Here is a 23,913-nt window from a genome sequence, read left to right as displayed (position 1 = left end):
AAAAGCACCACAGGCAGATTGAATTGTTGCAGCAAACCCTCTAAAATCCGCGCCCTGATTTTGTAATCAAAACCAAGAGGCTTGGCGAACGCTAACCCTCACACTCAGACACTGATTCAGTGAGATATAGAAATGAAAAGAACTTTCCAACCTAGCGTACTTAAACGTAAACGCGTTCACGGTTTCCGTGCTCGCATGGCAACTAAAAACGGTCGTAAAGTATTGGCGGCTCGCCGTGCTCGCGGTCGTAAGGTTCTAAGCGCGTAATCTTTGATGTCACGCTTTATGTTTCCCCGGCAGGTCAGACTCCTGAATGCCGGGGACTACCAATCCGTCTTTAACGACACCTCTACTAAAGTCTTCGCAGGCGAATTTCTTCTATTAGCGCGCAAACATGCTGATAGTGGACGTCTTGGGCTAATTGTCTCAAAGAAAACAGACAAACGAGCAGTAGGCCGTAATCGCATTAAACGTGTTGTTCGTGATTCGTTCCGTCATCATCAAGAGTTATTAAATGGTCTCGATATCGTCTTCCTTGCCCGTCAAGGTATTCGCGATGTGGAAAACCCTGAGCTGCACAAACGCTTAGAAAAAGCTTGGAAACAACTCGCGAAGAAGGCCCAAAAGCCAATTTTTGAACAAAAACAACGCAAGTCAAAGCAGAAATAGGCTGAAAAATCAGCTAAAGGCTGGTTTAATACGGCGTGATTTTTAAAAGGGTGTTTTCACCTCCATTGTCCAACCAAACAAACTAGTTGAATACCATGGATTTCAGACGTTACTTTTTATGGGGAGCGCTGTTTGTCAGTGGCTACCTGCTGTTCCTGCAGTGGAACCAAGACTACGGCACAGCTGCAACAGCTCAAACTGCCAGCACAACCAGCGAAAGCTCAGTTGTTACCAATGCAGATTCCGATCTTCCAAGCGCTAGCTCTACGACTCTAGCGTCGAGCGACGCCGATATTCCAGATCAAGCAACAAAAGTTGCCAAAGGTCAGCTGATCCACGTTAAAACAGATACGCTTGATGTTGCCATCAACCCTGTTGGCGGTGATTTAGTGGAAGCTTCTTTGCTGCAATATTACAAAACGCTAGAAGGCAAAGAGCCTTTTGTGATTTTGGATAATGGTGGCGAACGTATCTACGTGACTCAAAGTGGTTTGATTGGCCGTGACGGCCCAGATGCGAGTGGCGAACGTCCAGTCTACAGTACTGAACAGACGTCATACACCATGACAGAAGGTCAAGACACGCTAGATGTAAACTTATACTTCACCGATGCTAAGGGTGTGAGCTACACGAAAACGTTCCAATTCACTAAAGGTGAGTACAGTATTCGTCAGTTGATCACCGTAAACAACGCGAGCAACGATACTTGGCGTGGTAACTTGTTTGCGCAGATCAAACGTGACAGTTCAGAAGACCCAAGCACAGCGACTAACATGGGCTTACAGCCTTACCTAGGCGGTGCGGTGTCTGATGAAAACAACAAATACCGTAAGGTGTCGTTTGACGACATGGAAGAAGAGCCAGTTAAAGAAACCTCAACTAGAGGTTGGGTAGCGTTACTACAACACTATTTCGTGTCGGCTTGGATCCCAGAGCAGGGCCAGAAAGTAACCCTACAAGCACGTACGAATAACGGCTTTAACCTAATTGGCTTCACAGGCCAAGCGGTTGAAATCCCAGCAGGTCAACAAGGCACTTTGAGCTCTACGTTCTACGTGGGTCCAAAGCTACAAGACAAACTTGAAGCAACCGCTGAAAACTTAGACCTAACCGTAGACTACGGCTGGTTATGGTGGTTAGCGAAGCCTCTGTTCTGGTTGCTAACAGCGATCCAATCGTTTGTCGTGAACTGGGGTGTTGCCATTATCTTGATCGTAGTCTGTGTGAAGGCGCTATTCTTCAAACTGTCTGCAGCAAGCTACCGTTCAATGGCGAAAATGCGTAAGTTCGCACCAGAGTTAGCACGTCTTCGTGAGCAACACGGCGATGACCGTCAAGCCATGTCACAAGCGATGATGAGCCTTTACAAGAAAGAGAAGATCAACCCATTGGGTGGCTGTCTTCCAATCTTGGTACAAATGCCAGTGTTCCTATCGCTGTACTGGGTATTGATGGAATCTGTTGAATTGCGTCATGCGCCATTTATGCTATGGATCAACGACCTTTCAGCGATGGACCCTTACTTTGTACTACCGATCCTAATGGGTCTAAGTATGCTAGGTCAGCAAGCGTTGAACCCAACTCCGCCAGACCCAATGCAAGCCCGCATTATGAAGATTATGCCAATCGCATTTACCTTCTTCTTCTTGTGGTTCCCTGCAGGTCTAGTACTTTACTGGGTAGTGAACAACACATTGTCGATCATCCAGCAGTACGTCATTACGAAGAACATCGAGAAAGGCGAAGGTTAATACAGCCTACTCTCTGGTTCGAAAAAGGCTTCCTACGGGAGGCCTTTTTGCTATGAACGTCTTACACTTAGCTTAATTCTTAATTGATTGCACAGGTCACCATGTCAGATTTTCAACAGCTCATTGACCAAGATACCATCGTTGCTCAAGCCACTGCGCCCGGTCGCGGCGGCGTTGGCATCGTGCGTCTTTCCGGCGCAAAAAGTCTTGAGATAGCCAAGGCTATTATCGGTTTTGAACCCACACCGCGTCATGCTCACTATGTCCCTTTTAAGGATACCGAAGGAGAGCAGCTGGATATGGGGATCGCGTTGTACTTCCCAGGCCCGAACTCCTTTACGGGTGAGGATGTATTCGAACTACAAGGCCACGGTGGCCCAGTTATCATCGATATGCTGCTAAGCCGCTGTATGGCGCTCGGCGCACGTCTAGCACGTCCTGGTGAGTTCTCAGAACGTGCTTTCTTAAACGATAAGATGGACCTTACCCAAGCCGAAGCCATTGCCGATTTGATCGACTCATCGTCAGAGCAAGCCGCTAAATGCGCGCTGCGTTCCTTGCAAGGTGCTTTCTCAAAACGCATAGATGAGCTGGTGGAAGCGTTGATTCATCTGCGTATTTATGTGGAAGCCGCCATCGACTTTCCGGAAGAAGAAATCGACTTTATCGGTGATGGTAAAGTGGCCGCAGACCTTGAAGACATTCGCCATAAACTGCATGGCGTGATGAAAGAAGCCAACCAAGGGGCTTTGCTTCGCGAAGGTATGAGTGTGGTGATTGCAGGGCGCCCCAATGCCGGTAAATCCAGCCTTTTGAACGCTTTGTCAGGTAAAGAGTCCGCCATTGTTACCTCCATTGAAGGCACCACACGAGATGTCTTGCGTGAGCACATTCATATCGATGGCATGCCACTGCATATCATCGATACTGCAGGTTTGCGTGATAGCCCAGACGAAGTAGAACGCATTGGTATTCAGCGTGCTTGGGAAGAAATTCATAAAGCAGATCGCATTCTATTGATGGTTGATAGTCAATCTGTCGACTCCAATGACCCGAACGAAATCTGGCCTGAATTTATGGGGCAGCTGAAGTCACGTGATCACTTAACCTTGGTGCGTAACAAAGTCGATCTGACGCAAGAAAACACAGGCTATGAAGATATCAACGGCCTACCTGTCATTTCACTTTCCGCTAAAACCAATGATGGCGTTGAAGCATTAAAAACCCACCTAAAAAGCATCATGGGCTTTGACAGCACCACAGAAGGGGGCTTTATCGCTCGTCGTCGTCATATTGAAGCGTTGCAAAAAGCCAACCGTTTCTTGGACGCAGGCTTTGAGCAACTTCATGGTTATGGCGCAGGGGAGCTACTGGCCGAAGATTTGAAAGAAGCCCAAGAAGCCTTGAGTGAAATCACAGGTGCGTTTACCAGTGATGATTTGCTTGGACGCATCTTTGGATCGTTCTGTATCGGTAAATAATCGATAATCAGCAAAATATCTGCAAAACGCCCGCATAACGCGGGCGTTTTTGTAGCAAATGAATGACGTAAAAAGCGACTAGATCTTTACAATCACACGACCACGTACAGAACCATCCAGTAGCTTTTCTGCATAATCTAAACTGTCTGCAAGGCTAATCGTCGCGCCAATTTGGTCTAAGTCTTCCGACGACAACAGTTCTGCTAAGCGTTGCCACGCCGTTTCTCGGTCTGCAAGTGGGCGCATGACACTGTCAATGCCATACAAGGTAATACCGCGAAGAATGAAGGGCATCACGGTAGCAGGGAAGTCCATGCCTTGGGCGAGACCACAGCTCGTCACAGCACCACCGTAACGAGTGCTAGCGCAAGCATTCACCAAGGTATGACTGCCAACACAGTCCACCACGCCAGCCCAACGCTCTTTCTGTAATGGACGACCAGACTCACTAAGTTCAGACCGATCAATGATGTCACTCGCGCCAAGACTTTTAAGATAATCAGACTCTTCTGGACGCCCCGTGCTCGCCACCACATCAAAGCCTAATTTACTTAGGATACGCACTGCATAGCTACCCACGCCGCCATTCGCCCCCGTCACTAAAATAGGGCCGCGAGCAGGGGTTAAGCCATGCTTTTCCAGTGCTAATACGCTTAGCATAGCCGTGTAACCCGCGGTACCAATGGCCATCGCTTGTTCCGGTGTAAATGCGGTCGGTAAAGCAATCAGCCAATCGCTTTTTAAGCTGGCACGCTCCGCCAAACCGCCCCAATGGGTTTCACCTACGCCAAATCCATTTAGCAAGACTTGATCACCCGCTTGGAAGCGATCACTGTCCGAGGACAACACTTCTCCAACTAAGTCGATACCTGGCACCATCGGAAATTGTCGAACCACTGGTGACTTACCTGTAATAGCAAGCGCGTCTTTATAGTTTAGAGTGCTTGCAGTGACAGCAATTTGTACATCACCTTCCGGCAAATCCTGCTCCGACACCTTGCTCAAGGTAGCTTGATAGTTCTGTTCGCTTTTATTAATCAGTATTGCGTTAAACATTGACCTCTCCTAATTAGACCAAGTGTCTAGAAATAGACAAATGCGTTAGCGGGGTAAGCCCGCTAAGTAAAATTTTTCAAACTGTAGCAATGGGCTACTCGATCTGGTTAATCGAGCCCGCGCCACGGCGCCTTCCCAACCTACCCAAAACACGTGAGCGAGGGCGTTTACATCAGCATGTTCATCAATCAAACCTTGCTCTTGCGCCAGTGTTAAGCAATCCGCAACTTTGCTTTGCCAACTTTGGTACGTGTCTAATACCGCTTGGCGAATCGATTCAGGTAGAACGGTTGCTTCCTGTTCTAAGTTGCCCACTAAGCAGCCTCGCTTAAAGGCATACTTTTCCATTCCAGCTTTCGCTGATTCAATAAAATTACGTAGACGCGTTAACGGCGGAAGTGTTTCATCCAGTAAATAGCAATCAAGCTTCGCCTCAAAAAACGACCGATATCGCTGTAGAACAGCTAAGGCAAATAACTCCTTACTCTCAAAGTAATGGTAAAAAGAGCCTTTCGGCACTTGCACAGAACGCAACATCGGCTCAAGTCCAGTGCCTTGAAAACCTGACTGAGTTAGCCAAACCACGCCTGCCTGTAACAGTGCTTCTTGAGTGTCTTGATAACTGAGATCTGTCGCTTTAGGCCTTCCTCTGCGGTTTTTTACGCTGTCCATTCTATCTCCAAAATTTAGACTAACCGTCTAAAAATAGAATCTTACTCACAGATTCGCAAGTGTAGTAATCAATTAAACTATCCACAGTAGCCATAAAATTGAATGTCTAGATTTGTTCACATTCGGTTATGTTTTTGAGAAATCACTGTCAAGAAGTTTTATTCACAATTTTTTTAAAGAGAAAAGCGGCTAGATGAAAATTTTTCTAGTCATATCACCTGTGGATACTTTTCATAAAAAAAGACTGTATATATCACCAAAAAATATAAAAAAGCTCATTTAAAACAGATACTTACTAACATAAATTGTGAATACAATGGTTGTTAATAAAAAAGGGGGTAAGTGGATAAGAAGTTTTGCACAGGTTGGTACTAATCCACTGCTAAAAAAGCAGCTTGTATAACTCACACTTTTATCAACAGCATTCTTTTATCCACATCACAGGGTTGATCACGGAACCTTAACAAGTTTTAAACCATGTAAATATATGAATTAAAAGAATTTAATTAAGTTGTTAACAGAAATATGGCTTCTATATAAATACATTAAACATAAGAAAACACTATATATACTTCTTTTATATTATTTTTGATGACCGGGAAAGTCTGCGGTGTTCTCTTTCAATTTGTGATTTAACAGATATACTTAGCGCCCTGTTAATTCTACTGTTCGTTTTTTATTCATTACCGAGGTTTGTGTGGATTTCCCAACTCGCTTTGATGTGATTGTTGTTGGTGGTGGCCATGCGGGTACAGAAGCCGCACTTGCAGCAGCACGTATGGGTGTAAAAACCCTTCTTTTAACTCATAACATTGAAACGCTAGGGCAGATGTCTTGTAACCCAGCGATTGGTGGTATCGGGAAGTCCCACCTTGTTAAGGAAATTGATGCTTTAGACGGTGCCATGGCATTGGCAACGGATATGGCGGGTATTCAGTTTCGAACATTAAATAGTCGTAAAGGCCCTGCAGTCAGAGCAACACGTGCTCAAGCTGACCGTATCTTATACAAGGCTGCTGTCCGTCATATGCTGGAAAACCAAGAAAACCTTTGGTTGTTCCAACAATCTTGTGAAGATTTGATTGTTGAAGAAGGTGCTGCACGTGGTGTTGTCACGCAAAGTGGTATCCGCTTCTTAAGTAAAACGGTTGTCTTAACGACAGGTACATTTTTAGGCGGTGTTATTCATGTTGGCATGCAAAACTACTCGGGTGGACGAGCTGGAGATCCTGCTTCAATTGGTTTAGCACAGAAGCTTCGTGCTTTGCCATTTCGTATTGATCGTCTAAAAACAGGCACACCACCACGTATTGATGCACGATCAGTAGACTTTTCTATGATGCAAGCGCAACCTGGTGATGACATCACACCTGTGATGTCTTATATGGGCAGCCGAGCACTACATCCTGAGCAAATTAATTGCTTTATCACTCATACTAATGAAAAAACCCACGACATTATTCGTGCGGGGATGGATCGTTCTCCAATGTACTCTGGAGTGATTGAAGGGGTTGGTCCGCGTTACTGTCCTTCTATCGAAGATAAAATTGTGCGTTTTGCAGACAAAAATTCGCATCAGGTGTTTATTGAGCCTGAGGGCTTAACAACCCATGAACTGTATCCAAATGGTGTCTCCACTTCTTTGCCATTTGATGTTCAGTTGAATTTGATTCGCTCTATGAAAGGTCTGGAGAATGCGCACATCACGCGTCCGGGATATGCTATTGAATACGATTACTTCAACCCTCAGGATTTGAAGCACTCTTTAGAAACCAAACATATGGAAAGTCTGTTCTTCGCTGGGCAAATTAACGGTACCACAGGCTATGAAGAAGCCGGTGCCCAAGGCTTGTTAGCGGGGATGAACGCTGCACTACAAGCGCAAGGCAAAGACGCTTGGGCTCCTCGTCGTGATGAGGCTTATCTTGGCGTCTTGGTAGATGACTTAATTACGATGGGAACGAAAGAGCCATATCGTATGTTTACTAGCCGAGCGGAATACCGCTTGATCTTGCGTGAAGACAATGCCGATATGCGTTTGACTGAAAAGGGCCATGAGCTTGGTTTAGTCAGCGAAGAACGTTGGGCTGCATTCTGTGAAAAACGTGAAGCGATCGAACAAGAAACCCAACGCATGAAGTCTTCATGGATTGTGCCTAATACACCTGAAGCGGAACTGATTAATCCGAAGCTAGAAACACCGATTTCTCACGAGTACAGCTTATTAGATCTATTAAAACGTCCTGGTGTTGAATATGCAGACGTGGCGAATTTGAAGAACGCCCCTGAGCATCCTGTGTCAGAGCAAGTTTCCGAGCAGGTACAAATTTCGGTGAAATATGCAGGCTACATTTCTCGTCAAGCTGAAGACATTGAACGTTTGCGTCGACAAGAAAACACGCCACTGCCAGAGAATATGGATTATTCGGTGATTGACGGTTTGTCGAATGAGGTAAAACAAAAGCTTTCAGAAGCTCGTCCTGCAACTCTTGCGGCCGCTTCTCGTATCCAAGGTGTAACACCTGCTGCGGTGTCTTTACTATTGGTTCACTTGAAAAAACGTGCCATAAGCAGCAAAAGTGCCTAGAATCAGCAACCAATAGAATTGCACTCTAGGAACGATTGTGAGTTATTTTGATACCCTCAAGCGAGGTGCCAACGACATGGGCATCTCGCTTTCTGATGAGACCGTTGAGCGTCTTGTTCAATACTTAGGCTTACTGCAAAAGTGGAACAAAGCCTACAACCTGACGGCTATTCGTGATGCTGACAAAATGGTGTCGCTGCACCTTCTAGACAGTTTGGCGACCTTGCCATTTATTACGGGTAAAAAAGTCATTGATGTGGGCACTGGTCCTGGTTTACCTGGGATGATTTTAGCCATCTGCTTACCTGATCATGATTTCACTTTATTAGACAGTAATGGCAAGAAGACGCGTTTTCTTACACAAGTGAAGATGGAGATGGGGCTGGACAATGTTACCGTTGCCAATGAACGAGTGGAAAAGCACGTTCACCAAGGCATATACGATCATGTGACATCCCGTGCCTTTGCTTCACTTGAAGACATGATTAATTGGTGCTTACCATTACCGTCCGCAAATGGTAATTTCTTAGCTATGAAAGGTGTCTACCCAGATGATGAACTGGCCCAACTGCCAGACACCGTGGTAGTACAAGAGATCAAACCATTGAGCGTTCCTACCATTGATGCTGAGCGTCATATGGTGATTATGACTCGCAAAGGATAGTTAGCTATGGCGCGTATCATCGCAGTGACCAATCAAAAAGGTGGTGTTGGCAAAACGACAACTTGTGTCAACTTGGCCGCTTCCTTGAGTGCCATGAAACGACGAGTATTGCTGATTGACTTAGATCCTCAGGGCAATGCCACCACTGGCAGCGGCTTGCAGAAAGACGATCTTGAAAAAACTGTATTCGATGTCTTGGTGGGTACTCATGGTGTAAAAGAGGCGATGACCTATAGCGAAACGGCTGGTTATACCGTTTTGCCTGCAAACGGTGATTTAACGGGTGCAGAAGTTGTGCTGTTGGATTTGCCAAGTAAAGAGACTCGCTTGCGGGCTAGCTTATACGAAGTTGAAAACGACTTTGATTATGTGCTACTGGATTGTCCTCCATCGTTGAATATGTTGACGGTGAATGCGCTAGCGGCCGCCCAAGGAGTGTTGATTCCGGTACAATGTGAATATTACGCATTGGAAGGCTTAACAGCTTTGTTGCAAACCATTGAAACGATCTCGACAGCATTAAATCCAGCTTTGGCTATCGAGGGAATCCTAAGAACCATGTACGATCCTCGTCCAAGTTTGACCCATGATGTCTCGACGCAACTGGTGGAGTACTTTGGCGATAAAGTGTTCGATACGGTGATTCCAAGAAATATTCGACTCGCCGAAGCGCCAAGTTACGGTTTGCCTGTCCTACATTATGAAAAACAGTCCCGTGGCGCGGTTGCTTACCTCGCTTTGGCGGGAGAGTTTATTCGCAAACGCGCAGTGGCTGCATAGTCACCATTCTTAATAAAGGTTGATTAGAATGACGATGAAAAAACGCGGCTTAGGTCGTGGCTTAGATGCTCTGTTAGCACCCAAAGCGGCTCCTGCTCAAGATGAAAATACCACAGCAACAAATGATCAAACCATTCAAGGTTTGACTTACTTACCTGTTGAGTGGCTGAGCAAAGGTAAATTTCAGCCGCGCCGAGACATGAATCCTAATCAGCTTGATGAGCTGGCTAACTCGATTCGCAATCAAGGTATCATGCAGCCGATCGTCGTTCGCCCTTTAGAAGAACAGCGCTACGAAATCATTGCAGGTGAGCGTCGCTGGCGTGCGGCTAAGATTGCTGGACTTGATAAAGTGCCAGTTATTATTCGTCATGTAGAAGATTCGGATGCAGTGGTGCTGGCGCTGATTGAAAACATCCAGCGCGAAGACCTGAATCCCATTGAAGAAGCCGTCGCATTACAACGTTTGGTTGAAGAGTTTAGTCTAACTCAACAGCAAGTGGCTGATACGGTTGGTAAATCACGTTCTGCCGTGGCCAACTTACTGCGCTTACTTAACTTAACCCCTGATGTACGTCGTTTGGTTGAGCACGGTGATATTGAAATGGGGCATGCTAGAGCCTTACTAGGCCTTGAAACCGAATATCAAGCTCAGGCTGCTTCAATTGTTATTACGAAATCTTTGTCGGTTCGCGAAACGGAAAAGTTGGTCAAATCATTCCAGCAGCCTAAGGATGAACATGAAAAACCGTCCTTACCGGACTACAGCGAGCACGCAGCGCGCATCGCAGATAAAATTCATTCTCAAGTAAAAATTCAAGCCAATGCTAAAGGTAAAGGAAAGTTGGTGATTGAGTACCGCGACCAAGCACATTTAGAGTCCATGATGAGCGAACTTTTCGGCCTTTAAACACAACTTTGGTGCGAGAACGCATCAATATGGTAGACATTAGGCTAATAGTGCACTTTCTGTGCCGTGTTTGTATTGAACCGCCTGAATATAACCCATATAATGCGTCGGATTTTAAAATTGATCACATTGTGTGCTTATTTCAGTGCATTACAATGGTGCATCGAGCTAGGGAAAAAATAATGGCTCATAACAAGCCGCTTAAGGCGAGTGCTTTATTAGCCGCTAAAAAACGAGCTGTGTTTCGCTTTATTGCAACTCAGATCGTGCTAGTTTTTTGTCTTAGTGTTGGAATTTTTACGATTTATGGTGGTCTACACGCGTACTCATTTTTAGCGGGTGCTTTGGCTAGCATAATTCCAAGTTTATATATGGCGTGGCGTGTGTTTGGCCACTCCGGGACTCGCCCAGCCAAAGATGTGGTGAAGTCATTTTATCGAGGTGAAGCAGGCAAGTTGGTGCTCACGGCAATACTGTTATCTGCCGTGTTTATTTTTATTCAGCCCATTGCCCCTGGCGCATTGTTTGCCGGCTTCGGTATCGCAATTTTGAGCCATTGGCTCAGTCCCCTGTTGTTAAAGTACTAACAACAGGCAGGAAAACGGTTTTAATCATTGAAAGAGTGTGGATGTAAATATGGCAAGTGAAAATCTCACAGCGTCAAGCTACATACAGCACCACCTTCAGAATTTGACCTTTGGTCAACATCCTGATGGTTCGTGGGGTATTGCTCACGGTGCTGAAGAAGCTGCGGCAATGGGGTTCTGGGCGATTCACCTGGACACAATGTTGTTCTCAATCGGCCTAGGTATCCTGTTCCTATGGTTATTCCGTAAAGCGGCGAAGAAAGTGTCTGTAGACACGCCTTCAGGCTTACAGAACTTCGTTGAGCTAATGGTGGAATTCGTTGACAAGAGCGTCAAAGAAACTTTCCATGGCAAAAACAAGGTGATTGCGCCATTGGCGTTGACGATCTTTGTTTGGGTGTTCTTGATGAACACAATGGACTTAGTGCCTGTAGACTTCTTGCCTCATCTAGCGTCTTTATTGGGTGTGCCATATTTCCGAGTGGTGCCTACTACAGATCTAAACGCAACGCTTGGTATGTCTATTTCTGTTTTTGCTTTGATCATTTACTACAGCATCAAAGTAAAAGGTGTAAGCGGTTTTGTTGGCGAGTTAACGCTACAGCCTTTCGGTAAGTGGATGATTCCTTTCAACTTATTGTTGGAAGGTGTAGGTCTTCTTGCTAAGCCAGTTTCTCTAGCATTACGACTTTTCGGTAACTTGTATGCTGGTGAATTGATCTTCATCTTGATCGCGATCTTGCCTTGGGGCATTCAATGGGCTCTGTCTGTGCCTTGGGCGATCTTCCACATTCTAGTAATCGTATTGCAAGCATTCATCTTCATGATGCTAACAATCGTGTACTTGAGTATGGCGCACGAAGATCACTAAGATCGCGTTAAATAACGATTTTTTTAAACCTTGTAATCTTAAAAAACTGTGAAAATTAGGAGTTAAAATGGAAACTGTAGTTGGTCTAACCGCTGTTGCTGTAGCCCTTCTTATCGGTCTAGGTGCCCTAGGTACTGCGATTGGTTTCGGTCTACTTGGTGGTAAATTCTTGGAAGGCGCTGCGCGTCAACCAGAAATGGTTCCAATGCTTCAAGTTAAAATGTTCATCGTAGCGGGTCTTCTTGACGCCGTAACAATGATCGGTGTTGGTATTGCATTGTTCTTCACTTTCGCAAACCCATTCATTGCTCAGGTTGCTGGCTAATATTTCGCTTTGACGAAAAGTGAATTATTAATTTTGAACGACTAGAGCGAGGATATTTGCGTGAATATTAATCTCACACTAATAGGCCAAGCTATCTCGTTTGCGATTTTTGTGTGGTTCTGCATGAAGTATGTATGGCCACCAGTGATTGCTGCGCTCGATGAGCGTAGCAAGAAAATCGCGGACGGTTTGGAAGCAGCTAACCGTGCTTCACGTGACCTAGAGCTAGCTCAAGAAAAAGCTACTCAAACGCTACGTGAAAGCAAGGAACAAGCGGCCGAGATTATTGAACAAGCCAACAAACGTGCTAACCAAATCATTGATGAAGCGAAAGAGCAAGCGCTAGCAGACGGCAAACGCCTACGTGATGCGGCTCAAGCAGAGATTGAACAAGATGTTGTACGTGCTAAAGAAGCACTACGTACTCAAGTTTCAGCTCTAGCTCTTACCGGTGCAGAGAAGATTTTGGGCGCCAGCGTTGACGAAAAAGCACACAGCGAGATCGTTGAACAACTCGCCAAAGAGCTATAAGCGAGGGTCCTATGGCTGAATTAAAAACAGTCGCGCGACCATACGCCAAAGCCGCTTTTGAAGTCGCTCGTGAGCAAGGCCAAGTAGCTGAGTGGGCCAATATGCTAAGCATATTGGCTACTGCTACAGAAGAGGCAAAGCTAAACGTAGCGCTTCAGAACCCAGCTTTTAGTGCGCAAGAGAAGGCAACAGCTCTAGCGGAAGTGTGCAACGAAGTAGTCACTGATGCAGGTAAAGCATATTTGCTAAGCCTTGCAGAGAATAAGCGTCTAACGCTTATTCCAGCGATTTCTGAGTTATTTGAACAGTTCAAACTGAATTACGAAAAAGCGGTTGACGTTGTAGTCACTTCAGCTTTTGCGTTATCAGCAGAACAAGAGCAAACACTGGCCGCTTCACTTGGTAAAAAATTGGACCGTAACGTCAATTTAACCAGTGAAACAGACGCAAGCCTTATTGGTGGCGTGGTAATCCGTACCGGTGATTTAATCATCGACGGTTCAGTACGCGGAAAACTGGCGAAACTGGCCGAAGCGATAAACTCCTAAGGTTTCATCTGTGAAACCAGGGTTGAGGAATTTAGCATGCAGCAACTGAATCCATCTGAGATCAGCGAGATCATTAAGAAGCGCATCGAATCACTTGATGTGTCTTCAGATGCCCAGAATGAGGGCACAATTGTCAGCGTTGCAGACGGTATCGTATTGATCCACGGTCTAGCTGACGTAATGTACGGGGAAATGATTGAATTCCCTGGTGGTGTCTATGGTATGGCATTGAACCTAGAGCGTGACTCTGTAGGTGCCGTAGTACTAGGTAACTACCAAGACCTTGTAGAAGGTCAAAAAGCAAAATGTACTGGTCGTATCCTTGAAGTACCAGTCGGTCCTGAGCTACTAGGTCGCGTTGTTGACGCACTAGGTAACCCAGTTGACGGTAAAGGCCCAGTAGAAGCGAAAATGACTGATGCAGTTGAAAAAGTTGCACCAGGCGTAATCGCTCGTCAAGGCGTTGATCAGCCAGTTCAAACTGGTTACAAAGCGATTGACTCAATGGTGCCAATCGGTCGTGGTCAGCGTGAGTTGATCATCGGTGACCGTCAGATCGGTAAAACCGCTCTAGCAATCGACACTATCATTGCTCAGAAAAGCTCTGGCATTAAGTGTGTGTACGTTGCGATCGGTCAGAAGCAATCTACTATCGCAAACGTAGTACGTAAGCTTGAAGAAAACGGCGCAATGGAATACACCACTGTTGTCGTAGCGGGTGCCGCTGATCCTGCAGCAATGCAGTTCTTGGCTCCTTACTCTGGCTGTACTATGGGCGAATACTTCCGTGACCGCGGTGAAGACGCATTGATCGTATTCGATGACTTGACGAAACAAGCTTGGGCTTACCGTCAAATCTCATTGCTACTACGTCGTCCACCAGGTCGTGAAGCTTACCCAGGTGACGTTTTCTACTTGCACTCTCGTCTTCTAGAGCGTGCGTCTCGCGTAAGCGCAGAATACGTAGAGAAGTTCACTAACGGTGAAGTAAAAGGTCAAACAGGCTCTTTGACTGCTCTACCTATCATCGAAACCCAAGGTGGTGACGTATCTGCGTTCGTACCAACGAACGTAATCTCTATCACTGACGGTCAGATCTTCCTTGAAACGAGTGCTTTCAACGCGGGTATCCGTCCTGCAATGAACGCTGGTATCTCGGTATCTCGTGTAGGTGGTGCAGCACAAACGAAAATCATCAAGAAGCTAGGTGGTGGTATCCGTCTTGCTCTTGCTCAGTACCGTGAATTGGCAGCATTTGCTCAGTTCGCTTCTGACCTTGATGATGCGACTCGTAAGCAACTTGAGCACGGTAAGCAAGTAACTGAACTAATGAAACAAGCACAGTTCAGTCCGATGGCTGTAGGTGACATGGGCGTAATCCTTTACGCTGCCAACGAAGGCTACCTTGCGGATGTTGAAACAAGCAAAATTGCTAGCTTTGAAAATGCATTGTTGAGCTACATGAACAGCGAACACAGTGCGATGATGCAAGACATCAACAAGTCTGGTAATTACAACGACGAAATCGCTGGTACATTTAAGTCAGCGATTGAGAAGTTTAAAGCGACACAAACTTGGTAATGACTTGGTGGCTGGTTCGCCAGCCACCAATCATCTCTGCAGTTTGTGAATTAACATTCTCACAAGGGCAGGTCTAATATGGCAGTCGGAAAAGAGATACGCGCTCAGATTGGGAGCATTAACAATACGCGAAAAATTACTCGCGCAATGGAAAAAGTTGCGGCAAGTAAAACGCGTAAAGCTCAGGATCGTATGGCCTCTTCTCGTCCGTATGCAGATCGCATTCGTCAAGTGATTGGTCACTTGGCAAACGCGAATCCTGAGTATAAGCACCGTTACCTAACCGAGCGTGAAATCAAGCGAGTTGGTTACGTCATCGTATCCAGTGATCGTGGTTTGTGTGGTGGCTTGAACGTAAACGTGTTCAAAGCCGCGATTAAAGATATGAAACAGTATGCTGAAGCAGGGGTCGAAGTTGAGATCTGTGCAGTTGGCTCAAAAGCTGTATCTTTCTTCAAAAACTACGGTGGTAATGTAACTGCGGCAGTAACTGGCCTAGGTGATGCACCAGAAGCATCACGTTTGGTTGGTAGTGTTAAAGTTATGTTGGATGCGTTTGATGAAGGTCGCATCGACCGTCTAGTTTTGGTGTCTAACGAATTTGTTAACACCATGACTCAGAAACCAGGTGTCGAGCAACTTTTGCCGCTACAAGCAGAAGAAAATGCAGAACTGAAGCACCACTGGGACTACATCTACGAGCCTGACGCAGTCGAGATCTTAAACGATCTTTTGGTTCGTTACATTGAGTCTCAGGTATACCAAGCCGTTGTTGAAAACATTGCGTGTGAACAAGCCGCTCGAATGCTGGCTATGAAGAACGCAACGGACAACGCGGGCGAAATCATTAATGAATTGCAGTTGGTGTACAACAAGGCACGTCAGGCAGCCATTACTCAGGAAATTTCTGAGATTGTTGGCGGCGCGGCAGCGGTTTAAGGTATTTAGGTATTAAGAGGATCCGAACATGAGTAGCGGACAAATCGTACAGATTATCGGTGCGGTTATCGATGTGGAATTCCCACGTGATAACGTGCCAAAAGTATACGACGCCCTCACTATCGAGGGTAAAGAGCTAGTGTTGGAAGTTCAACAACAGCTAGGCGACGGTATCGTACGTACTATCGCCATGGGTTCTACTGAAGGTCTAAAACGTCACCTAGAAGTTCAAAATACTGGTAAGCCAGTATCTGTACCAGTTGGTACTCAAACTCTAGGTCGTATCATGGACGTTCTAGGTAACCCAATTGACGAGAAAGGCGCAATCGGTGAAGAAGAGCGTTGGTCTATCCACCGTTCAGCTCCATCTTACGCTGATCAGTCAAACAGCAGTGAATTGCTAGAAACAGGTATCAAGGTAATCGACCTTGTATGTCCGTTCGCGAAGGGTGGTAAAGTTGGTCTGTTTGGTGGTGCCGGTGTAGGTAAAACCGTAAACATGATGGAGCTTATCCGTAACATCGCGATCGAGCACAGCGGTTACTCTGTATTCGCAGGTGTAGGTGAGCGTACTCGTGAGGGTAACGACTTCTACCACGAGATGACTGAGTCGAACGTAATCGACAAAGTATCTCTAGTATACGGTCAGATGAACGAGCCACCAGGCAACCGTCTACGTGTAGCACTAACAGGTCTTACTATGGCGGAAAAATTCCGTGATGAAGGCCGTGACGTACTATTCTTCGTCGACAACATCTACCGTTACACACTAGCGGGTACTGAAGTATCAGCCCTACTAGGCCGTATGCCTTCTGCGGTAGGTTACCAGCCAACTCTTGCAGAAGAGATGGGTGTACTTCAAGAGCGTATCACGTCTACTAAGACGGGTTCTATCACGTCTGTACAAGCGGTATACGTACCTGCGGATGACTTGACTGACCCATCTCCAGCGACAACGTTCTCGCACTTGGATGCAACAGTTGTATTGTCTCGTGACATCGCTTCTTTGGGTATCTACCCAGCGATTGACCCACTAGACTCTACTTCTCGTCAGCTTGATCCACTAGTAATTGGTCAAGAACACTACGACGTAGCGCGTGGCGTTCAGATGGTTCTTCAGCGTTACAAAGAGCTGAAAGACATCATCGCGATCCTAGGTATGGACGAGCTATCTGAAGAAGATAAGCAGACAGTAAACCGTGCTCGTAAGATCCAGCGTTTCTTGTCTCAGCCTTTCTTCGTAGCAGAAGTATTCACTGGTGCTCCAGGTAAATACGTTTCTTTGAAAGACACTATCCGTGGCTTCCAAGGCATCCTAAACGGCGAATTCGACGAGCTTCCAGAGCAAGCGTTCTACATGATCGGTAGCATCGAAGAAGCGGTTGAGAAAGCTAAGAAACTTTAATCCACGCAGTGCCAGCGAGTTACGACTCGCTGGCAACGCCTGACTTGAAAGAGGCAACTTATGGCTATCACGGTACAATGCGATATCGTAAGCGCTGAACAAGAGATCTTCTCAGGTTCTGTTGAGACTCTTGTGGCTGCAGGTAGTTATGGCGACCTAGGTATCTACCCAGGTCACGCGCCTTTGTTGACTACGTTGCAACCAGGCCCTGTTCGTGTGATTAAGCAAAACGGTGAACAAGAAGTTATCTTCGTTTCTGGCGGCTTCCTAGAAGTTCAGCCACACCGTGTAACTGTCTTAGCAGATACCGCTATTCGCGCGGACGATCTTGATGAGGCAGCAGCACTTGAAGCACAGAAACACGCTCAAGATCTGTTGAATCAGCAACAATCTGATTTGGACTACAGTCGTGCAACGGCTGAATTGGCGGAAGCCGTAGCTCGTCTACGTACTATCCAACAATACCGTCACGTAAAATAATCGCGACGCTTCAGTCCTAAAAAAGCAGCCATTGGCTGCTTTTTTTATACCCACACATTTTATAATCCTTTTAATGATCACAATTTTTCTTCGAATTTGGAGTACATTGACCAAACTTGGAAGGGTTTGTGCATTCCAATTTAGCCTCAGTAAACCCAATTAAAGGGAATTTTTATGAACCGTACTATTTTATGTGACATCGTCAGTGTAGAGCGCACATTATTTTCAAGCCCCGTTAAATATATCGTAGTGCAAGCTGATCAAGGGGAGGTGGGGATTTTCCCTGGTCACGCACCATTATTAACCTTACTAAAAGCCGGAAGCGCTCGATTAATGAAAGAAGACGGCTCTGAAGAAATGATGTTTATTTCTGGTGGCTTTATGGAAGTGCAGCCTCACAAAGTAATTCTATTAGCCGACTTCGCTGAACGTGCTGGCGAGCTAGACATGGAAGAAGCACTTGCTGCTAAGCAGCATGCAGAAGAGCATCTAGGAGCTTCGAGTAATGACTTGGACCATACCCGTGCCTTGAAAGAATTAAACGAAGCAACTGCACGTATTAAAGTCATTGAGCAAAGTCGAAAAATTGGCCATTTTGTCGACAAAAAAATAAAAAATACACAATATTAGCCTTTAGTATTAGATTTTTTGGCTAAATATTAGTCTATATTTGATTTTGACGTTCCGGATTGTCAACAATCTGGGCTTGGCAAAGAATAAGCATAAAAGGTCTGCCTGCATGTCATATCAAATAGAATATCAAAACGCCTGTATCGAGCCTGAGACGTTTTGGCGTGAAAAAGCACAAGCTTTAGAATGGTTCAAATTCCCGAAAACCATATTGTCTCAGGATGAACATGGGATGGACCGATGGTTTGCCGATGGTGAGCTTAACACCTGTTATCTTGCTCTAGATCATCATGTGGCCAATGGTCGAGCTGATCAGGCAGCCTTGATCTACGACTCTCCTGTCACGGGGACTAAGCAAACTTACAGCTATCGAGAACTGCTCGACGCAGTGTCTCTATTTGCGGGTGCCTTAGAGCAGCAAGGGGTAGAGAAGGGCGATACCGTTGTTATCTACATGCCCATGATCCCGCAAGCCTTAATAGCCATGCTAGCGGTGGCGCGTCTTGGGGCCATTCATTCCGTGGTATTTGGGGGCTTTGCCGCCCACGAACTGGCAGTGCGCATTGATGATGCCAAACCCAAAGTGATTGTCACCGCTTCATGTGGCATTGAAATCTGCCGTATCATTGCTTATAAACCGCTGCTCGATGAAGCCTTAAAACAGGCAAAGCACTCACCCAATGCCTGTATTGTTTATCAGCGAGAACAACAACTTGCAGAGTTACAACAAGGCCGAGATGTTGATTGGAGCAGTGCCGTCGAACAAGCCTATCCTGCAGACTGTACCCCTGTTAAAGCTACAGATCCGCTTTATATCCTCTATACCTCTGGTACGACAGGTAAGCCAAAAGGTGTGGTGCGTGATAACGGCGGCCATGCCGTAGCACTCAATTATTCTATGCAAGCGATCTACAATATGAGCCCAGGCGAAGTGTTCTGGGCTGCGTCGGATGTGGGCTGGGTAGTGGGTCACTCATACATTGTTTATGGCCCATTGATCTATGGCTGCACGACAGTGATGTACGAAGGCAAGCCAATCATGACACCGAATGCGGGTGAGTTCTGGCGTGTCTGCAAAGAGTACGATGTGAAAACACTTTTCGCAGCGCCAACCGCCTTCCGTGCCATTCGTAAAGAAGATCCTGATGCCGAGTTGCTTAATAAAGAAGACCTTGCTGGTCTTCGAGTGATCTTTATGGCGGGTGAGCGCTTAGACCCGCCAACTTACGAGTGGACTAAAGCGGTGACTGGTAAGTGCATTGTTGATCACTGGTGGCAAACAGAAACCGGCTGGGCAATCTGCGCGAATCCAATAGGCCTTGAAATGAAAATCGCTAAACCAGGTTCTTCTACAGTGCCTTCTCCTGGTTTCCAAGTTCAGGTACTGGATGATCAGGGGGAGTCGTTACCGCCCATGGAGCAGGGCAGTATTGCACTCAAGCGACCACTGCCACCAAGCTGTTTACCAACCATTTGGGGCGATATGGAGCGTTTTAAATCTGGCTACTTAGAAGTTTACCCAGGTTACTACACTTCGGGCGATGGCGGTTACATCGATGAAGACGGTTATGTCTTTATTATGGGGCGTACTGACGATGTGATTAACGTCGCGGGTCACCGCTTATCAACTGGTGAAATGGAAGAAGTAGTCGCCATGCACGATGCCGTGGCGGAGTGCTGTGTTATTGGGATTAACGACGATCTCAAAGGTCAGTTACCACTAGGTTTGGTGTTATTAAAAAACGGCTACGAAGACCAAGCAGACAGTGTCCAAGAAGAACTGGTTGCCTTGGTGCGCCAAGAAATCGGTGCTTTAGCGTGCTTTAAGATTGCCATGGTGGTGCCGCGTTTACCGAAAACCCGCTCGGGTAAAATTCTACGTAAGCTACTGCGTCAGATCGCCTCCGGTGAAGAGTTTACTATCCCATCGACTATTGACGATCCCAACAGCATCTACGATATCCAAGAGCTGATGGCTGAACGGGGTTTAATTGTCGAACAGCTCGCTGGCTGAAAAACAAAGCGCTTTTTAAGCAAGCCAACATGGCCTAGCCATGTTATTCCACTGTTGCCCGAGTGAATGCTCGGGCTTTTTTATGGCTTATTACAGCAAGCGCCATAGAGTATCAAAAATGATCTGCTGGGCCTTGGCGATATCGTTTGACTCGAGTACGACAGCTGAAGGGAAGTTATCTCGCGCAAGAGAAATAATGGCACACTTAGGTGGATAGATAGCAATGTAGCTGGCGTCGACACTGTCTTCGGTTTTGATCCATTTACGTTCCGATAGCTCCGCATCTTCACCACCGTCCCCAAGCGCAATGACATTTACTTTGATGCCCAGCTTAATGCGTTGCTTAGTGTAGGTCGGAAACGGTCGATATAGATAAGGGCGGATCGGTTTCGAGGAAAATACGCTGTATTCCTTATGGTCTTGCTGAGACACCACGTTTAAAATATCGCGCAATACCCATTCGATGCCATCATCGCCTTCATAGTAACGTACATCGGTATGATGGAAAGTCGGCTGGGACTGTACCAAGCTTGGAATAATAGTGTGCTTGAGCGAGTCGATGGTTTTTTCGATGTTTTGCTTACGCTCTTCGGCGAGATTTAGCAAAATCTCAGGGTTCTCCGCCATAAAGAAACGGCGTTTACCCTTCGGGAAATAGCTGACGACTCCTTTGCTTTGCAGCTGCTTCAATGACTCGTAGGCAGAACCCCGGTTGACCCCGGATTGCTCGGCGATATCGCGAATCGAAGCAGGCCCTAATTTCAGCAAGGTTTGATAAAGAATGGTCTCACGTTCGGTAAGGCCAAGTTGTTCTAAGACTTGATGCAGCATAAACCCTAATTAATCGTATAGATGTAGAACCCACCCAAAAGAGTGGTGAAGTGTAGACCTCAGTGTGTGCTCGCCTAGATATGACAGCACCGCCCTACGGACGTCCATGTCCGCGAAGGGCGGACACGCCCATCCTTGGGCGTTGGCTTGCCATATCTAGACTCTGCCTAACTAAGCCAACATTTTGCCTTATTGGTGAGATTCTGCAAGGAGTTCAAGAGTGAGTGATGATCAGCGTTTTGGCGGTATTAGCCGCCTTTACGGCCAAACAGCCTATGAGTTTTTCCAGCAAGCCCACGTTTGTGTGATTGGTATTGGTGGGGTTGGCTCATGGTGCGCGGAAGCGTTAGCGCGCTCGGGCATTGGTCAGATCACCTTGATCGATATGGACGATGTCTGTGTCACCAACATCAACCGCCAAATTCACGCCCTAGATGGCACCATTGGCAAAGCCAAAGTCGATGCCATGGCCGAGCGCATTAAGTTGATCAACCCAAACTGCCAAGTAAACTGCGTGGAAGACTTCATCACCACTGATAACGTGCCTGAGCTGCTGGATCAGCCGTTTGACTACATCATTGATGCGATTGATAGCCTAAAGCCAAAAGCGGCCATGATCGCGTGGTGTAAGCGCAATAAACGTAAGCTGATTACTGTAGGCGGCGCTGGTGGTCAGATCGATCCAACTAAAGTGCAGATCGCTGACTTGTCTCGTACCGAGCAAGACCCGCTGGCGGCTAAGCTGCGTAACTTCTTGCGTCGAAACTATAACTTCCCTCGCGATACCAAAAAACGCTTCGAAATTGAATGTGTGTACTCATTGGAGCAACTGAAATACCCACAGACAGATGGTACAGTGTGCGAAACTCGTGAGAAAGGGGATACAGAAACCAAGATGAACTGCGAAACTGGCTTCGGCTCCAGCACCGTGGTCACGGCTACCTTTGGTTTTGTGGCAGTAGGGCGAGTGCTTGAGAAGCTGGCGCTAAAGGCTAACCAAGCCTAAGCAATTTTTTACAAGAGTGTTCTCTACTAAGCTGGTAGTGTGGTACTAACACCACGCTATCTTGGAGGCTGGATGCACACCAACGAATACTGCAATGTTTCTACTAGCCAAACTTTAGGCGGATTGGAAATGATTGAAGCGCAGTTTACCGAGACGGTCTTCGGTAAACATGCCCACGCAGGCTTTGTTATTTCTGTGGTGGATGCAGGCGTGATGCATTTTAGTCATCGTGGCGCGAGCCATAATGCCTTGCCGGGGCAGCTTTCAATCGTTGCCCCAGACGAATTGCATACCGGCTCTAAGGGCAAAGGTGAAGGCTGGCGCTATCGTGCGTTGTATCCTTCTGAAGAGCGTGTGAGTTCGCTAAACCAATCCTTGTTCGGTGTTTATAAAGCGCCGCACTTTCGTCAAAGTGTCATCAACGATGGGCGTTTAAGTCTGCAAATGCAGGGCTTGCTAGATAAGATCCGTCATAATGCGAGCGCATTAGAGATCGAAGAGCAATGGGAGTTGCTACTGGTGAACTTGTTATTACAAGAAAGCCAACACAGCAGTATGCCGACATTCAGCAAAGCACAATCGAATATCGAGTCCGTGCGAGACCTTTTAGCAGATTGCTACCAGCAAAAGCTTTCTCTAGAGGCTGTTGCAGAGCAGGCTGGTATCAGTAAGTTTCATCTAATCAAAGAGTTCAAACGCTGCTATCAGCTAACGCCTCATCAATACCAAATCCAACAACGCTTAAACCATGCCAGAGCACAACTTAAACGTGGTATCAGTGCGGTTGATGTGGCGCTGAATTGCGGCTTTCACGATCAAAGTCACTTCAGCAAAGCCTTTGTCAGTGCCATGGGCATTTCGCCAAGTGCTTACCAACAGCAATTTTTTACAAGATAAGAGTGTGCAATCGGCTTAACCTAATGATCTTAATCGATCAATGAGAGCGTTATGGAAAGTCAGTTAGCCTTTTTAGCCGTTTGTTTGGCGTCTGCTGCCTCCCCTGGTCCAGGTGGTTTGGCGGTGGTGAGCAACAGCATTAATCATAATTTGCGTCGTACCCTGCCTGTGATCTTTGGTATTGCGACAGGGTTAATATTGGCTTCGGTATTGGCGAATACTTGGTTACTGGCGGTGATTCACTCGAGTGAGTGGGCCTTTCAAATCATGACATGGTTATGCAGTGGTTATATTGCTTATTTAGGATGTAAGGCGCTGTATTACGCCAAAAGTGAAATAACCATTGCCGCACAGGGTTACAGCTTTAAAAATGGCGTACTGATTTCATTATTGAACCCGAAAACCTTAGTATTCTTCGGGGCTCTCTTTCCAATGTTTATTCCCTCAAATGAGCATTTCGCGGCATATGCGGTTATGCTCACCATCGAGCTGGTAGCGATAACCTTGATTATTCATGTATTGATATCATTGGCGATTGATAAGGTGTCTCATCTATTGAAACACCATATCGTACTGATTAACCGCATTACCGGATTGTTATTTATCGGACTTGGAATCAGTGGTTTTCTGCTTCAGAAATAAAATAATAGAAATTTAAATATAAAAAAGAGAAGTAATAAAATTAACGATTAAAGTAT

The 23,913-nt window shown here is 46.3% G+C and carries 25 protein-coding genes; 22 read left to right on the top strand and 3 right to left on the bottom strand.

Translation table 11 applies throughout. The features are described from left to right. Nucleotides 1-132 precede the first annotated feature (132 nt). The 4 genes from rpmH (at nt 133) to mnmE (ending at nt 3,901) form a co-directional block, all read left to right on the top strand. On the top strand, nt 133-267 hold the full coding sequence (gene rpmH, locus JHD44_RS12860; protein WP_133561550.1) for a 50S ribosomal protein L34: 135 nt from the start codon (nt 133-135) through the stop codon (nt 265-267). 18 nt (nt 268-285) lie between these two features. Then, complete coding sequence (gene rnpA, locus JHD44_RS12855) at nt 286-669, top strand: ribonuclease P protein component (RefSeq protein WP_325097100.1); 384 nt, start codon at nt 286-288, stop codon at nt 667-669. A gap of 95 nt (nt 670-764) precedes the next feature. After that, nucleotides 765-2,420 carry a membrane protein insertase YidC gene (yidC, locus tag JHD44_RS12850; RefSeq protein WP_199463182.1) on the top strand — a complete coding sequence of 552 codons (1,656 nt, stop codon included), beginning with the start codon at nt 765-767 and terminating at the stop codon, nt 2,418-2,420. A gap of 101 nt (nt 2,421-2,521) precedes the next feature. Further along, nucleotides 2,522-3,901: a tRNA uridine-5-carboxymethylaminomethyl(34) synthesis GTPase MnmE gene (mnmE, locus tag JHD44_RS12845; protein ID WP_199463181.1), complete on the top strand. Its 1,380-nt coding sequence runs from the start codon at nt 2,522-2,524 to the stop codon at nt 3,899-3,901. 78 nt (nt 3,902-3,979) lie between these two features. Here the strand turns inward: mnmE and JHD44_RS12840 are convergent, their stop codons facing one another. Beyond that, complete coding sequence (locus JHD44_RS12840) at nt 3,980-4,957, bottom strand: MDR family oxidoreductase (protein WP_199463180.1); 978 nt, start codon at nt 4,955-4,957, stop codon at nt 3,980-3,982. Nucleotides 4,958-5,002: 45 nt separating this feature from the next. Next, the gene (locus JHD44_RS12835; RefSeq protein WP_199463179.1) at nt 5,003-5,629 is read right to left on the bottom strand and encodes a TetR family transcriptional regulator C-terminal domain-containing protein; all 627 of its coding nucleotides are present in this window, start codon (nt 5,627-5,629) and stop codon (nt 5,003-5,005) included. Between the two features lie 697 nt (nt 5,630-6,326). Here JHD44_RS12835 and mnmG point away from each other — a divergent pair. From mnmG to JHD44_RS12760, 15 genes are all read left to right on the top strand, one after another. Then, entirely contained in the window at nt 6,327-8,216 is a 1,890-nt protein-coding gene (gene mnmG / locus JHD44_RS12830; RefSeq protein ID WP_199463178.1) for a tRNA uridine-5-carboxymethylaminomethyl(34) synthesis enzyme MnmG, read from the top strand. Nucleotides 8,217-8,253: 37 nt separating this feature from the next. Continuing rightward, a complete protein-coding gene (gene rsmG / locus JHD44_RS12825; protein ID WP_199463177.1) occupies nt 8,254-8,880 on the top strand; it encodes a 16S rRNA (guanine(527)-N(7))-methyltransferase RsmG in 627 nt (208 codons plus the stop codon). A 6-nt stretch (nt 8,881-8,886) separates the two neighbouring features. After that, nucleotides 8,887-9,660 (top strand): ParA family protein, encoded by a 774-nt coding sequence (locus tag JHD44_RS12820; protein WP_199463176.1) that lies wholly within the window; start codon nt 8,887-8,889, stop codon nt 9,658-9,660. Nucleotides 9,661-9,688: 28 nt separating this feature from the next. Then, nucleotides 9,689-10,570, top strand: coding sequence for a ParB/RepB/Spo0J family partition protein (locus JHD44_RS12815; RefSeq protein WP_199463175.1), 882 nt, complete (start codon nt 9,689-9,691; stop codon nt 10,568-10,570). A 182-nt stretch (nt 10,571-10,752) separates the two neighbouring features. After that, nucleotides 10,753-11,157 (top strand): ATP synthase subunit I, encoded by a 405-nt coding sequence (locus JHD44_RS12810; RefSeq protein WP_199463174.1) that lies wholly within the window; start codon nt 10,753-10,755, stop codon nt 11,155-11,157. Between the two features lie 49 nt (nt 11,158-11,206). After that, a complete protein-coding gene (atpB, locus tag JHD44_RS12805; protein ID WP_199463173.1) occupies nt 11,207-12,028 on the top strand; it encodes a F0F1 ATP synthase subunit A in 822 nt (273 codons plus the stop codon). 67 nt (nt 12,029-12,095) lie between these two features. Beyond that, a complete protein-coding gene (gene atpE / locus JHD44_RS12800; RefSeq protein WP_055462623.1) occupies nt 12,096-12,353 on the top strand; it encodes a F0F1 ATP synthase subunit C in 258 nt (85 codons plus the stop codon). A 60-nt stretch (nt 12,354-12,413) separates the two neighbouring features. Then, nucleotides 12,414-12,884, top strand: a complete 471-nt coding sequence (locus JHD44_RS12795) for a F0F1 ATP synthase subunit B (RefSeq protein ID WP_199463172.1) — start codon at nt 12,414-12,416, stop codon at nt 12,882-12,884. 11 nt (nt 12,885-12,895) lie between these two features. Beyond that, on the top strand, nt 12,896-13,432 hold the full coding sequence (locus tag JHD44_RS12790) for a F0F1 ATP synthase subunit delta (protein ID WP_199463171.1): 537 nt from the start codon (nt 12,896-12,898) through the stop codon (nt 13,430-13,432). A gap of 36 nt (nt 13,433-13,468) precedes the next feature. Further along, nucleotides 13,469-15,013: a F0F1 ATP synthase subunit alpha gene (gene atpA, locus JHD44_RS12785; protein ID WP_199463170.1), complete on the top strand. Its 1,545-nt coding sequence runs from the start codon at nt 13,469-13,471 to the stop codon at nt 15,011-15,013. A 78-nt stretch (nt 15,014-15,091) separates the two neighbouring features. After that, on the top strand, nt 15,092-15,952 hold the full coding sequence (gene atpG / locus JHD44_RS12780) for a F0F1 ATP synthase subunit gamma (RefSeq protein ID WP_199463169.1): 861 nt from the start codon (nt 15,092-15,094) through the stop codon (nt 15,950-15,952). Between the two features lie 28 nt (nt 15,953-15,980). Further along, complete coding sequence (gene atpD / locus JHD44_RS12775) at nt 15,981-17,357, top strand: F0F1 ATP synthase subunit beta (protein WP_199463168.1); 1,377 nt, start codon at nt 15,981-15,983, stop codon at nt 17,355-17,357. A gap of 60 nt (nt 17,358-17,417) precedes the next feature. Continuing rightward, entirely contained in the window at nt 17,418-17,837 is a 420-nt protein-coding gene (locus tag JHD44_RS12770; RefSeq protein WP_133561581.1) for a F0F1 ATP synthase subunit epsilon, read from the top strand. A 174-nt stretch (nt 17,838-18,011) separates the two neighbouring features. Next, entirely contained in the window at nt 18,012-18,467 is a 456-nt protein-coding gene (locus tag JHD44_RS12765) for a F0F1 ATP synthase subunit epsilon (protein WP_199463167.1), read from the top strand. 76 nt (nt 18,468-18,543) lie between these two features. After that, nucleotides 18,544-20,481, top strand: a complete 1,938-nt coding sequence (locus tag JHD44_RS12760) for a propionyl-CoA synthetase (RefSeq protein ID WP_267905839.1) — start codon at nt 18,544-18,546, stop codon at nt 20,479-20,481. A gap of 90 nt (nt 20,482-20,571) precedes the next feature. Here JHD44_RS12760 and JHD44_RS12755 read toward each other — a convergent pair whose 3' ends face one another. Further along, complete coding sequence (locus JHD44_RS12755; protein WP_199463165.1) at nt 20,572-21,312, bottom strand: TrmB family transcriptional regulator; 741 nt, start codon at nt 21,310-21,312, stop codon at nt 20,572-20,574. Nucleotides 21,313-21,532: 220 nt separating this feature from the next. Between JHD44_RS12755 and tcdA the strand changes: the two genes are divergently transcribed. From tcdA to JHD44_RS12740, 3 genes are all read left to right on the top strand, one after another. Continuing rightward, nucleotides 21,533-22,318, top strand: a complete 786-nt coding sequence (tcdA, locus tag JHD44_RS12750; RefSeq protein ID WP_199463164.1) for a tRNA cyclic N6-threonylcarbamoyladenosine(37) synthase TcdA — start codon at nt 21,533-21,535, stop codon at nt 22,316-22,318. Between the two features lie 72 nt (nt 22,319-22,390). Continuing rightward, nucleotides 22,391-23,215, top strand: coding sequence for an AraC family transcriptional regulator (locus tag JHD44_RS12745; RefSeq protein WP_199463163.1), 825 nt, complete (start codon nt 22,391-22,393; stop codon nt 23,213-23,215). 51 nt (nt 23,216-23,266) lie between these two features. Further along, nucleotides 23,267-23,857 (top strand): LysE family translocator, encoded by a 591-nt coding sequence (locus JHD44_RS12740; RefSeq protein ID WP_199463162.1) that lies wholly within the window; start codon nt 23,267-23,269, stop codon nt 23,855-23,857. Nucleotides 23,858-23,913: the final 56 nt, after the last annotated feature.

It is taken from the genome of Marinomonas ostreistagni, assembly GCF_016461785.1.
GTDB lineage: Bacteria > Pseudomonadota > Gammaproteobacteria > Pseudomonadales > Marinomonadaceae > Marinomonas > Marinomonas ostreistagni_A.
Note: the sequence above shows the minus strand (reverse complement) of the source record. Positions and strands in the feature narration are given on the sequence as shown.

Bases quoted from the DNA above. Each gene is read 5' to 3' on its own strand.
- JHD44_RS12745 (WP_199463163.1), top strand. From the start codon at position 22,391: ATGCACACCAACGAATACTGCAATGTTTCTACTAGCCAAACTTTAGGC.
- yidC (WP_199463182.1), top strand. From the start codon at position 765: ATGGATTTCAGACGTTACTTTTTATGGGGAGCGCTGTTTGTCAGTGGC.
- rpmH (WP_133561550.1), top strand. From the start codon at position 133: ATGAAAAGAACTTTCCAACCTAGCGTACTTAAACGTAAACGCGTTCAC.
- mnmE (WP_199463181.1), top strand. From the start codon at position 2,522: ATGTCAGATTTTCAACAGCTCATTGACCAAGATACCATCGTTGCTCAA.
- atpB (WP_199463173.1), top strand. From the start codon at position 11,207: ATGGCAAGTGAAAATCTCACAGCGTCAAGCTACATACAGCACCACCTT.
- atpD (WP_199463168.1), top strand. From the start codon at position 15,981: ATGAGTAGCGGACAAATCGTACAGATTATCGGTGCGGTTATCGATGTG.
- JHD44_RS12770 (WP_133561581.1), top strand. From the start codon at position 17,418: ATGGCTATCACGGTACAATGCGATATCGTAAGCGCTGAACAAGAGATC.
- JHD44_RS12820 (WP_199463176.1), top strand. From the start codon at position 8,887: ATGGCGCGTATCATCGCAGTGACCAATCAAAAAGGTGGTGTTGGCAAA.
- JHD44_RS12790 (WP_199463171.1), top strand. From the start codon at position 12,896: ATGGCTGAATTAAAAACAGTCGCGCGACCATACGCCAAAGCCGCTTTT.
- atpE (WP_055462623.1), top strand. From the start codon at position 12,096: ATGGAAACTGTAGTTGGTCTAACCGCTGTTGCTGTAGCCCTTCTTATC.
- atpA (WP_199463170.1), top strand. From the start codon at position 13,469: ATGCAGCAACTGAATCCATCTGAGATCAGCGAGATCATTAAGAAGCGC.
- JHD44_RS12835 (WP_199463179.1), bottom strand. From the start codon at position 5,629: ATGGACAGCGTAAAAAACCGCAGAGGAAGGCCTAAAGCGACAGATCTC.
- atpG (WP_199463169.1), top strand. From the start codon at position 15,092: ATGGCAGTCGGAAAAGAGATACGCGCTCAGATTGGGAGCATTAACAAT.
- JHD44_RS12740 (WP_199463162.1), top strand. From the start codon at position 23,267: ATGGAAAGTCAGTTAGCCTTTTTAGCCGTTTGTTTGGCGTCTGCTGCC.
- rnpA (WP_325097100.1), top strand. From the start codon at position 286: ATGTTTCCCCGGCAGGTCAGACTCCTGAATGCCGGGGACTACCAATCC.
- JHD44_RS12765 (WP_199463167.1), top strand. From the start codon at position 18,012: ATGAACCGTACTATTTTATGTGACATCGTCAGTGTAGAGCGCACATTA.
- JHD44_RS12840 (WP_199463180.1), bottom strand. From the start codon at position 4,957: ATGTTTAACGCAATACTGATTAATAAAAGCGAACAGAACTATCAAGCT.
- JHD44_RS12815 (WP_199463175.1), top strand. From the start codon at position 9,689: ATGACGATGAAAAAACGCGGCTTAGGTCGTGGCTTAGATGCTCTGTTA.
- JHD44_RS12755 (WP_199463165.1), bottom strand. From the start codon at position 21,312: ATGCTGCATCAAGTCTTAGAACAACTTGGCCTTACCGAACGTGAGACC.
- JHD44_RS12810 (WP_199463174.1), top strand. From the start codon at position 10,753: ATGGCTCATAACAAGCCGCTTAAGGCGAGTGCTTTATTAGCCGCTAAA.